Annotated in this window: 10 protein-coding genes; 4 read left to right on the forward strand and 6 right to left on the reverse strand. The window is 66.3% G+C overall.

Annotated elements, in window-relative coordinates; all coding sequences use genetic code 11:
• Positions 1-425 precede the first annotated feature (425 nt).
• The 3 genes from uvrA to Q0C57_RS18185 all read left to right on the forward strand — a co-directional run bounded on the left by uvrA (position 426) and on the right by Q0C57_RS18185 (position 4980).
• Positions 426-3347 carry an excinuclease ABC subunit UvrA gene (gene uvrA / locus Q0C57_RS18175; RefSeq protein WP_296578477.1) on the forward strand — a complete coding sequence of 974 codons (2922 nt, stop codon included), beginning with the start codon at positions 426-428 and terminating at the stop codon, positions 3345-3347.
• Positions 3348-3399: 52 nt separating this feature from the next.
• On the forward strand, positions 3400-4677 hold the full coding sequence (locus Q0C57_RS18180; protein ID WP_296578480.1) for a DUF4010 domain-containing protein: 1278 nt from the start codon (positions 3400-3402) through the stop codon (positions 4675-4677).
• Between the two features lie 138 nt (positions 4678-4815).
• Positions 4816-4980 carry a DUF1127 domain-containing protein gene (locus Q0C57_RS18185; RefSeq protein WP_296578483.1) on the forward strand — a complete coding sequence of 55 codons (165 nt, stop codon included), beginning with the start codon at positions 4816-4818 and terminating at the stop codon, positions 4978-4980.
• 5 nt (positions 4981-4985) lie between these two features.
• On the opposite strand, the gene Q0C57_RS18190 is transcribed toward Q0C57_RS18185, so the two are convergent.
• From Q0C57_RS18190 to yajC, 5 genes are read right to left on the reverse strand one after another with little or no spacing between them, the layout of a single operon-like run.
• On the reverse strand, positions 4986-5858 hold the full coding sequence (locus Q0C57_RS18190) for a phytoene/squalene synthase family protein (protein WP_296578486.1): 873 nt from the start codon (positions 5856-5858) through the stop codon (positions 4986-4988).
• An 11-nt stretch (positions 5859-5869) separates the two neighbouring features.
• Positions 5870-6268 carry an MTH938/NDUFAF3 family protein gene (locus Q0C57_RS18195; protein ID WP_296578489.1) on the reverse strand — a complete coding sequence of 133 codons (399 nt, stop codon included), beginning with the start codon at positions 6266-6268 and terminating at the stop codon, positions 5870-5872.
• Between the two features lies 1 nt (position 6269).
• The gene (secF, locus tag Q0C57_RS18200) at positions 6270-7232 is read right to left on the reverse strand and encodes a protein translocase subunit SecF (RefSeq protein ID WP_296578492.1); all 963 of its coding nucleotides are present in this window, start codon (positions 7230-7232) and stop codon (positions 6270-6272) included.
• A 25-nt stretch (positions 7233-7257) separates the two neighbouring features.
• The gene (gene secD, locus Q0C57_RS18205; RefSeq protein WP_296578493.1) at positions 7258-8874 is read right to left on the reverse strand and encodes a protein translocase subunit SecD; all 1617 of its coding nucleotides are present in this window, start codon (positions 8872-8874) and stop codon (positions 7258-7260) included.
• Positions 8875-8919: 45 nt separating this feature from the next.
• Positions 8920-9249: a preprotein translocase subunit YajC gene (gene yajC, locus Q0C57_RS18210; protein ID WP_296578495.1), complete on the reverse strand. Its 330-nt coding sequence runs from the start codon at positions 9247-9249 to the stop codon at positions 8920-8922.
• 222 nt (positions 9250-9471) lie between these two features.
• On the opposite strand from yajC, the gene Q0C57_RS18215 reads away from it, so the two are divergent.
• Positions 9472-10347: an ATP-binding protein gene (locus Q0C57_RS18215; RefSeq protein ID WP_296578496.1), complete on the forward strand. Its 876-nt coding sequence runs from the start codon at positions 9472-9474 to the stop codon at positions 10345-10347.
• 126 nt (positions 10348-10473) lie between these two features.
• Here Q0C57_RS18215 and Q0C57_RS18220 read toward each other — a convergent pair.
• Positions 10474-10906 (reverse strand): M23 family metallopeptidase (locus tag Q0C57_RS18220; protein WP_296578499.1); only part of this gene is annotated, 433 nt, incomplete at its 5' end.

Raw genomic sequence — 10906 nt, forward strand, 5'->3', positions numbered from 1 at the left:
TTGCGTCGCCCGGCAAGACCCCATAGGTTCGCATCAGGACTCATCCCGAGTGCCGGACGGATCGCAACCGGACGGTGATCGGAAAATAGGATTATCGTCCTTGACAGCGCAACGCTGGTGCGGTAGTTTCCCGTCATGTTCGATGACTGCGCCTTGCTGCGACCGCGGGCATGGCTTCCTTCGAAGCGATCACCGGTGCAGAGTCTCAGGCGGCCTCCGAACGCGATCAGCGCAGCAGGCCGTTGGGCGCACGGCTGACATACTTTCTGACGGCAGGTCTGGTTTTCCTCCGGATGCGTTCTAACTTCGGATGCGTGGCGCGCGGGCGCCGCCTGCTGACATATTCCTGCCGTGACGCTGCCTAGCTAGTCGCGCCGTCCAAAGCCGCTTCGCGGTCTGGTGGTGCTGTCCGAGAGCCCTTTGCGATGACCGATCTGTTCGACAAGTTCAGTGGCGACGTGCGGCGTCCCGATTCCCGGTTCATCTCGGTGCGCGGTGCCCGCGAGCATAATCTCAAGAACGTCGACCTGACGATTCCGCGCGATTCCCTCGTCGTCTTCACCGGCCTGTCCGGTTCGGGCAAGTCCTCGCTCGCCTTCGACACGATCTATGCCGAGGGCCAGCGTCGCTATGTCGAGAGCCTGTCGGCCTATGCCCGCCAGTTCCTCGAGATGATGCAGAAGCCGGATGTCGACCAGATCGACGGCCTGTCGCCGGCCATCTCCATCGAGCAGAAGACCACGTCGAAGAACCCGCGCTCCACCGTCGGTACGGTCACGGAGATCTACGACTACATGCGCCTGCTCTGGGCCCGCGTCGGCGTGCCCTATTCGCCGGCCACGGGGCTTCCGATCGAGAGCCAGACCGTCAGCCAGATGGTCGACAAGACCCTCGCCCTGCCCGAGGGCGCGCGGCTCTTTCTGCTCGCCCCGGCGGTGCGCGGCCGCAAGGGCGAGTACCGCAAGGAACTGGCCGAGTGGCAGAAGAAGGGCTTCCAGCGGGTCAAGATCGACGGCGCCTTCTACGAGATCGCCGATGCGCCGGTGCTCGACAAGAAACTGAAGCACGACATCGACGTGGTCGTGGACCGCATCGTCGTGCGGGCGGACATGGCGACGCGGCTCGCCGACAGTTTCGAGACGGCGCTCAAACTCGCCGACGGCATCGCGGTGATCGAATTCGCCGATCAGAAGACCGCCGGCGGCGAGCCGATGCGGGTGCTCTTCTCGGAGAAATTCGCCTGCCCGGTTTCGGGCTTCACCATTTCCGAGATCGAGCCGCGGCTCTTCTCCTTCAACAATCCGTTCGGTGCCTGTCCGGCCTGCGACGGCCTCGGCGTCGAACAGACGGTCGACCCCGATCTCGTCATTCCCGACAAGGACCTGTCGCTGCGCAAGGGCGCCATCGGCCCCTGGGCGCGTTCGACCTCGCCCTTCTACACCCAGACGCTCGACGCCCTGTCAAAGCATTACGGCTTCTCGCTCACCGTCCCCTGGTCCAAGCTCCCGGAGACAGCGCGGCATGCCATCCTGTTCGGTACGGGAGAGGAGACCGTCACCTTCAAATATGACGATGGCCTGAGGTCCTACGAGACCACCAAGACCTTCGAGGGTGTGGTCCGCAATCTCGAGCGGCGGCTCAAGGAGACCGAGAGCGACTGGGCGCGGGAGGAGATTTCCCGCTATGTGTCCGATACGCCCTGCAAGGTCTGTTCGGGCTTCCGCCTCAAGCCCGAGGCGCTGGCGGTGCGCGTCGGCGGGGTCCATATCGGCGCGGTCTCGCAGATGTCGGTGCGCAGCGCCGCCGCCTGGTTCGCCGCCCTGCCGGAGCAACTCAGTGCCAAGCAGAACGAGATCGCCGTCCGCATCCTCAAGGAAATCCGCGAGCGCCTGCATTTCCTCATCGATGTCGGCCTCGACTATCTGACGCTCGGCCGCAATTCCGGCACGCTGTCGGGCGGCGAGAGCCAGCGCATCCGGCTCGCAAGCCAGATCGGCTCCGGCCTCACCGGCGTGCTCTACGTGCTCGACGAGCCGTCGATCGGGCTTCACCAGCGCGACAACGAGCGGCTGCTCGGCACGCTGAAGCGGCTGCGCGACCTCGGCAACACGGTCATCGTGGTCGAGCATGACGAGGACGCCATCCTCCAGGCCGACCATGTGGTCGATGTCGGTCCCGGGGCCGGCATTCACGGCGGACGGATCGTCGCCGAGGGGACGCCAGCCGCCATCATGGCCCATCCGGCCTCGCTGACCGGCAAATATCTCACCGGCGAACTGGGCGTGCCGCTGCCGAAGCGGCGCAAGCCGCAGAAGGGGCGCGCGCTCAAGATCGTCGGAGCGCGTGGCAACAACCTCAAAAATGTCACGGTCGACATCCCGCTGGGCCTTTTCACCTGCATCACCGGGGTCTCCGGCGGCGGCAAGTCGACCCTGCTCATCGACACGCTCTATCATGCCGTGGCGCGCAAGCTGAACGGGGCGAGCGAGGCCCCCGCCCCGCACGACCGGATCGAGGGCATCGAGCATCTCGACAAGGTCATCGACATCGACCAGTCGCCGATCGGCCGCACGCCGCGGTCGAACCCGGCCACCTATACCGGCGCGTTCACGCCGATCCGCGAATGGTTCGCCGGCCTGCCGGAGGCCAAGGCGCGGGGCTACGAGCCCGGGCGCTTCTCCTTCAACGTCAAGGGCGGCCGCTGCGAGGCCTGCCAGGGCGATGGCGTGATCAAGATCGAGATGCACTTCCTGCCCGACGTCTATGTCACCTGCGACGTTTGCAAGGGCAAGCGCTACAACCGCGAGACCCTGGAGGTGGTCTTCAAGGGCAAGTCGATCGCCGACGTGCTGGACATGACCGTCGACGAGGCTGTCGCGTTCTTCAAGGCGGTGCCGCGGGTGCGCGACATCCTGAAGACCCTGTCGGAGGTGGGTCTCGGCTACATCCATGTCGGGCAACAGGCCAACACCCTGTCCGGCGGCGAGGCGCAGCGGGTCAAGCTGTCCAAGGAACTGTCGCGGCGCTCGACGGGGCGCACGCTCTACATCCTCGACGAGCCGACGACCGGCCTGCATTTCCACGATGTCGCCAAACTGCTCGAGGTGCTGCACGAACTGGTCAACCAGGGCAATTCGGTCATCGTCATCGAACACAATCTCGAGGTCATCAAGACAGCCGACTGGGTCATCGACCTCGGGCCGGAGGGCGGCGACGGCGGCGGCGAGGTGGTGGCCGAAGGTCCGCCGGAACTCATCGCCCGGGAGACGCGGAGTCATACCGGGCGGTTCCTGTCCGAAGTCCTCGCCCGCCGGCCGCTGAAGATGAAGAGCGAAGCGGCGGAATGACGACCGGGCCACGCCAGCCTGGTGACGACCGGAAAAGGGGGTGGCGCGGAGCATGACCGAACTCGAACTCGCCGAGCGCCTGGGCGTCGCCCTCGCCATTGGCGCCCTGGTGGGCGCCGAACGCCATTGGCGTGATCGCGGCGAGGATGACGGCCAGCGCACCGCGGGACTGCGCACCTATACGCTGATCGGCATGCTCGGCGGCATTGCCGGCGCACTCGAACTGGCGCTCCGCGGTACGGCGCCTGGTCCCGCCGGCATTGTCCTGGTCGGGATCTTCATCGCCTTCGCCCTCCTGTTCGGGCGCTTCCAGCTGCGCGAGCTCCAGGCCGAACAGTCCTATAGCGTCACCGCCGTCATCGCCGGCATGGTCACTTTCGTCCTCGGCGCGCTCGCCGTGCTTGGCGACATGCGTCTGGCCGGAGCCGCGGGTGTCGTGCTGGTCGCGATCCTGGCAGCACGCGAGGCACTGCACCGTTTCGTCGAGGCGCTGACCTTTGCCGAACTGCGCTCGGCCATCGTGCTGCTCGCCATGACCTTCGTGATCCTGCCGCTGGTGCCCACCGATCCCGTCGGACCGTTCGGCGGCGTGTCGCCGGCGCGGATCTGGACCCTGGCGATCCTCGTTGCGGCCATTTCCTTCGCCGGTTACGTGGCGGTGAAGCTTCTCGGTGAACGCAATGGCGAGCTCGTCGCGGGCGCCGTCGGAGGGCTTCTGTCGTCCACGGCCACCACGGTCACCAACGCCCGGCGTTCGATGGGAGCCGGCGAGACCAACCGGCTGGTCGCCGGCGCGCTCGGCGCCGGGGTGGTCTCCTATGGACGCACCGCCCTGCTCGTGCTGGTTCTGGCACCGGCGCTGCTGCCGATCGTCGCCGTACCCCTGGCCGCCGCGGGCCTCGTCATGGCGTCTGCGGCCCTCTGGCTGGCACGACGCGATACCGAAGGCCATGTGGCGACCGAAGCCACCAATCCGTTCGACCTGAAGCAGGTGCTTCAGATGGCGATCCTGCTGACGGCGATCGCCTTCGCGACCCGCGCGGCGGCGGCCTGGTTCGGCGACCCCGGTGCCGTCGCCGTGTCGGCCATCACCGGCCTCGCCGATGTCGATGCGCCGGTGATCACGGTTGCCGGCCTGTTCGGCAGCGGCCTGTCGGCCGAGGTGGCGTCGGTCGCGATGATCGTCGCCGTGACCAGCAACACCGTCGCCAAGGCCGGCTATGCGCTGCTGCTCGGCGCCTGGCGTTTCGGCACCTTGTTCGCCGCGGTAACAGCGGCCGCCCTGATGGCGGGCGGCGCGGGTCTGGCTGCGACCCGGCTCCTCGGCTGATTGAAATTCATTAAGGATCGCATGTGCCTATCGCATAGCTGCGGTGCACAATTTATCATCTCGCAACTGCAGCATAATGATTATCTAGCAGGCAATCGACAGGGACAGAGCCGCCCCGTCAGCCTCAGGATTCATGTCATGCTGTACCTCTTCAACGCCCTCGTCGCCCGCATCAAGGCCCAGATCGTCTATCTGCGCACCCGCGATGAACTGACCCAGCTCGACGACCGCGCCCTGGCCGATCTCGGCTTCCAGCGCGGCGAGATCGAGTATATCGCCCGTCAGGTCGCCGACGCCCGCTGAGCCGGTCAGCCGCGCCCAAAGCGCCCGGCCCAGCGCCACATCGCCCATTGCAACCGCCACTGGGGCACATCCGGCGGCGACGCGAAGGGGTCCTGGTGGCGTTCCAGTCGCGTCAGGCGCGGCAAGACTGTCGCCAGGGGCAGGAAGGCCGCACAGGTCCGCCGGTCGGCGGTGCCGACCAGCGCCGCGGCGGCCAGATGGTGCCGCCGCGCCAGGGCGATCATCGCCTGCCGCACGCGCCGCAGGGCCGGCGAGTCGCGGCCCGTCACGACCTCGTCGCGGCCCAGCCCCTCGGCGGCCAGCATGTCGGCGGGAATGAAGACCTGGCCCCGCGACGCATGCCGGCCGACGGATCGCACCAGGCCGGTGACGGCATAGGCGATGCCGGCATGGCCGGCGAGATCGGCAGTCCGCGGGTCGTCGCCCTCGGCCATCACTAGGGCCGCCATCTGCATCAGCGCGGCACTGGTCTCGCCGCAATAGCCTTCCAGATCGACCGTCGACGGCATCGGGTCGTCATAGAGATCGAAGACCCGCGCATCGATGAGGTCGAGAAGCGGCTTGATCGGGAGGTTGTGCCGGCCGACGACGTCGAGCAGCGCGCCCGCCACCGGGTGGGCCATGACGTCGCCCCGGCCCTCGCCGTTCAGCACGTCCCGCCACCATTGCAGCCGCACCTCGCCGGGCAAGGGATCCGAGACGCGTTCGCGGACGGAGGCGATCTCCAGGTTGAAGGCATGGAGCGCCATCAGATCGGCGCGTCTGTCGGCCGGCGCGAAGAGGGCGGCGAGCCAGCGGTCCTTGTCGCCCTGCCGCACCATGGTGTCGCAATGGGCGTAGGAGACGGCCAGTGCCGCAGTCGGTGGGAGCGGCGCCATCGGCTGGCCCGTCACCCGACGGCAATCAGGGCGGCCGCCACCCGGCGATTCTCGCCCAGCATGATGTTGTAGGTCCGCGCGGCGGCGCCCGTCGGCATCACGTCGAGCCCGATTCCCGCTTCGCGCAGGACCCAGCGGATGGAATCGTCGATCGGACGCGGCACGCTACCGGTTCCCAGCAAAAGGACGTCGATGGCGGCGCGCTCGGCAATCACCGTTTCGAAGGCGGCGGGTGTGAACGCGTCACCTTCCTCGATTGACCAGGCATGCACGCCCGACGGCAGAGCGAGGATGGAGCCGCGGTGGCTCATCTCGGCGAAGCGGAAGCCGCCCCGCCCATAGGCGTCAATGGCGAAGCGTCCGGGAACGAAACCCTCGTGCAGAACCTTGAGCGGTTCCCCCCGCGGCACGTCACACCTTGGCCTTGCCGGCCGCTCCGTCACCATCCTCGCCGGGTTCGGAGCGGGCGGCGCCGAAGCCGCCCTCGCGCAGGCCGAGATAGATCAGGATCGGTGACGCGATGAAGATCGACGAATAGGTGCCGACAATGACGCCGACCAGCATCGAGGCGGTGAAGCCCTGAATGACCTCGCCACCGAAGAAGAACAGTCCGAGCAGCGCCAGGAAGGTGGTCGTTGCCGTGATGGTGGTGCGCGACAGCGTCGAGTTGATGGCGATGTCGAGCAGATCGGCGACCGGGAGCTTTTTGTGTTTTCGCATCATCTCGCGGATGCGGTCATAAACGACGACGGTATCGTTGAGGGAATAGCCGATGATGGTCAGGACCGCGGCGATGGATGTGATGTCGAAATCGGCCTGGGTAAACACAAAAAATGCAATGATCGCCATGACATCGTGCAGCGTGGCGATCATCGCGCCGACGGCGAACTGCCACTCGAACCGGAACCAGAGATAGATCAGCACAGCGAGGATGGAGAGGATGACGCCGACGACGGACATCTGGACCAGTTCGGCGGAGACGGTCGGGCCCACCACCTCGGTGCGCCGCACTTCGAAATCGGCGTCGATCAGCGCACGCACGCGCCGGAGAGCCGCCTGCTGTCCGGGCTCGCCTCCCGGTTGCTCGCCATAGCGCAGCATCACCAGGTTCGGGCCGCCGAATTCCTGCAACTGGACATCGCCGACATTGGCGCCCTGCAGACGGGTGCGCAGTTCGGCGATATTCGCGTCGCCCTGTTTGGTCTGCAGCTCGACCAGGGTGCCACCCCGGAAATCAATACCGACATTCAGCCCGATGGTCAGGAAGCCGACGATCGTGACGATGGAAATCAAAGCCGACAGCCCGAAGGTGAACGGCCGGAATTTCATGAACGGTACGGACGTATCGTCCGGGATCAGTCTCAGCAGGCGCACGGCGGAATTCTCCCAGTCGCCCGGATCACATCGGGATCCGTGCCGGCTTGAACACGCGCAGCCAGACGATGACCAGATAGCGTGTGAAAGTGATGGCGGTGAACATGGTGGTGATGATGCCGAGACCCAGGGTCAGCGCAAAACCCTTCACCGGCCCCGTCCCCAGATAGAAGAGGATGATGCAGGTGATGAGCTGGGTGATGTTGGCATCGATGATCGTGCCCATCGCCTTGGTGAAACCGCCGTCGATGGACGCGATGACACTGCGACCGCTGCGCACCTCCTCGCGGATGCGCTCGAAGATCAGGACGTTGGAATCCACCGCCATGCCCACCGTCAGCACGATGCCGGCGATGCCCGGCAGGGTCAGCGTCGCGCCAATCAGGCTCAGGAGCCCGAACATCATCACCACGTTGACGATGACAGCGAGGTTGGCGAAGAGGCCGAAGAGGCCGTAGGTCGCGAAGATGTAGATCAGCACGAAGACCGAGCCGATGATGGCGGCCTGGGTTCCCGACGTGATCGAATCCTGGCCGAGCGAGGCGCCGACCGTGCGCTCCTCGACGACGGTGAGCGGCGCAGGCAAGGCACCGGCGCGCAGCAGCAGGGCGAGATTGGCCGAGCTTTCAGCGGTGAAACGGCCGGAAATCTGACCGGAGCCGCCGAGGATCGGCTCGCGGATGACGGGCGCCGAAACAACCTTGTTGTCGAGGATGATGGCGAAGGGGCGGTTGACGTTCTCGGTCGTCGCCTGGGCAAACTTGCGGCCGCCGGAGGAATTGAAGCGGAAGTTCACCACCCATTCGGCCTGCTGGGCGTTGAAGGCCGCCTGGGCATCGACGAGTTCCTCACCCGAGACGATGACGCGGCGCTGGATGACATAGGGGACCTGCTGGACGACGCGGTTCCCCTCCTTCACCTCCTCGTAGAGGATGACGCTGTCGGCCGGGGGCCGCCCGGCCAGCGCCTGCTCCGGCGTGACCGACTGGTCGACCATGCGGAATTCGAGCTTCGCCGTCTGGCCGATGATCGTCTTCAGCCGCTGCGGATCCCGCTCGCCGGGCACCTGGAGAAGGATGCGATCGATGCCCTGGCGCTGGAGCACCGGCTCGGTCGTGCCGAGCTGGTCGATGCGCCGGCGCACGACCTCGATCGACTGGGTCACGGCGCGCGAGATCTTGTCGCGGATGCCGGCATCGGTGGCACTGACGACGAAACTGTCACCCTGTCGCGAGACTTCGAAATCATATTGGCCGGAGGTCGAGAATGCCCCGCCGATCAGCTGCGGGAGCTTGCGCAGTTCGGTGAGGGCGAGTTCGTTGTTCTGGCCCTCGCGCAGGCGGACGACGACCGCATTGCCCTGAAAACCGAGATTCTGAACCTGCAGCCGCGAGTCGCGCAGCACCCGTCGCACGTCGTCGCGCAGGTTCTCCAGCATGGTGCGGCGAACCTCATCCGAATCGACCTGCAACATCAGGTGGACGCCGCCCTGCAGGTCGAGGCCCAGCGTCATGTGCGTCCGCAGTGCGCGCGGGAGCTTATCCACCCAGGACTGCGGCATGATGTTGGGTGCCGCCAGCAGCATGGTGGCGAACACGGCCATCAGAATCAGTGTCGCCTTCCAGCGCGTGAAGCTCAGCATCGGTCAGTTATCCTTGGCGGCCGGCCGCTCGCGCGGCCTGATGCGTCACTTCTCGTCGGCGGGTTCGCTCTTCGAGCGCAACTCGGAGACAAACTGCTTCGCGGCGCGAATCCGCACATTATCAGCGATCTCGAGCTCGATGGTCGAATCGTCGATGACCTTGGTGATACGGCCGATCACGCCTCCCGACAGCGTCACCTGGTCGCCGCGGCGCAGGGCGCCGATCATTTCCTGATGCGCCTTCACCTTGCGCTGCTGGGGGCGCAGGATCAGGAAATACATGATGATGAAGATCAGAATGAAAGGCAGCATCGACATCAGGATGTCGTTGGTGCCGCCCGCACCGGTCTGAGCGTAGGCCGGGGTGATGAACATGAGGCATCCTCTTGGGGATTTCCGGCCGCGGAAGCGCGACGGGACGGGATTTTGGCGCGGACTATAGCCAGCAAGGCGTCGATTGCAACGACACCTTCGCGCAAGCCACGACCTGAGGGCGAGCAGCCATGTAAGCCCTGCGCGACATTCTTTCCAGTGGCCTCATTGCCTCACGTGCAGGGCTGGTGCAAGGGACGGGAAAATCACGCCGGAGAAACGCCGTTGTCCGATCCCCTCACCCTTGATGCGCTGCACCGGATCGCCGCCGCGCTGGAGCGGCTCGCCCCGCCCGCCCCGAAGACGGCAGACCTCGCGGCGGCCGACGCCTTCGTGTGGAACCCGCTCGGCCCGCGTCTCGATCCGGTGGCGCGCGTCAACCGCGTCGAGATGGTCCTGTTGCGCGGCATCGACCGGGCACGCGACACGCTGATCGAGAACACCCGCCGTTTCGCCGAAAGCTTGCCAGCCAACAACGCCCTCCTCTGGGGCGCCCGTGGCATGGGCAAGTCCTCGCTCGTCAAGGCGGCGCATGCGACCGTCAACGCAGACCTCACGCAGGCGGGCGGGAGCGCCATCCTGAAACTCGTCGAAATCCACCGCGAGGACATCGAGAGCCTGCCGCAGCTGATGGGCCTGGTGCGCGGCAGCGCCTATCGCTTCATCGTCTTCTGCGACGACTTGTCCTTCGACCACGACGACACCTCCTACAAGTCGCTGAAGGCGGTGCTCGAAGGCGGGATCGAAGGCCGTCCCGACAATGTCATCTTCTATGCAACGTCCAACCGCCGTCATCTCCTGCCGCGCGACATGATGGAGAACGAGCGTTCGACATCGATCAATCCCGGCGAGGCCGTCGAGGAAAAGGTCTCGCTGTCGGACCGGTTCGGCCTGTGGCTCGGCTTCCACAAATGCAGCCAGGACGAATATCTGGCGATGGTCAGCGGCTATGCCGATCATTTCGGCCTGACGACCGAAGCCGGACAGCTGCGGGCCGAAGCGCTCGAATGGGCGACCACACGGGGCTCCCGGTCGGGACGCGTCGCCTGGCAATTCGTCCAGGACCATGCCGGCCGGGCGGGCCTTCGCCTCGAACCCTGACGTCCCTGAAACGGGATGGGGCGGCACTGCCGTGCCGCCCCGAAAAGACCGGTCCCTTTGGAGGTCGCAGGAGAGGACCGATCGACTACCCGGCCCCGGCAGCCTGCCGGGGAATGGAATGAACGCTCAATTGGCGCCGAGGAAGGTCATCGGATCGACCGGAGTGGCACCGCGGCGGATCTCGAAGTGCAGCTGCGGCGAGGAGACGTTGCCGGTCTGGCCGGCGGCGGCGATGGTCTGGCCGCGGCGCACCTGGTCGCCGCGCCGGACAGCGATCGTCGAATTGTGTGCATAGGCGGTGACAAAGCCGTTGGCATGGCGCACCAGGACGAGATTGCCGTAGCCGCGCAGCTCGTTGCCGGCATAGGCGACGACGCCGTCCTCGGCCGCCTTGATGGGCGTGCCCTGCGGCACCGACAGCTTGATCCCGTCGTTCGAACCGGCGCGGAAGCCGGCGACCACCCGGCCACGGACCGGCCAGCGGAACTGCGGCTCCGCGGATGCGGACCGTGCCGGCGCCTCGGCGGCGGCCGGCGCTTCGGCGACCGGTGCGGGGGCC

The sequence above is a fragment of the Phreatobacter sp. genome (genome assembly GCF_022843985.1).
In the GTDB taxonomy this organism is placed as follows: Bacteria; Pseudomonadota; Alphaproteobacteria; order Rhizobiales; family Phreatobacteraceae; genus Phreatobacter.

Bases quoted from the DNA above. Each gene is read 5' to 3' on its own strand.
- uvrA (WP_296578477.1), top strand. From the start codon at position 426: ATGACCGATCTGTTCGACAAGTTCAGTGGCGACGTGCGGCGTCCCGAT.
- Q0C57_RS18180 (WP_296578480.1), top strand. From the start codon at position 3,400: ATGACCGAACTCGAACTCGCCGAGCGCCTGGGCGTCGCCCTCGCCATT.
- Q0C57_RS18185 (WP_296578483.1), top strand. From the start codon at position 4,816: ATGCTGTACCTCTTCAACGCCCTCGTCGCCCGCATCAAGGCCCAGATC.
- Q0C57_RS18190 (WP_296578486.1), bottom strand. From the start codon at position 5,858: ATGGCGCCGCTCCCACCGACTGCGGCACTGGCCGTCTCCTACGCCCAT.
- secD (WP_296578493.1), bottom strand. From the start codon at position 8,874: ATGCTGAGCTTCACGCGCTGGAAGGCGACACTGATTCTGATGGCCGTG.
- yajC (WP_296578495.1), bottom strand. From the start codon at position 9,249: ATGTTCATCACCCCGGCCTACGCTCAGACCGGTGCGGGCGGCACCAAC.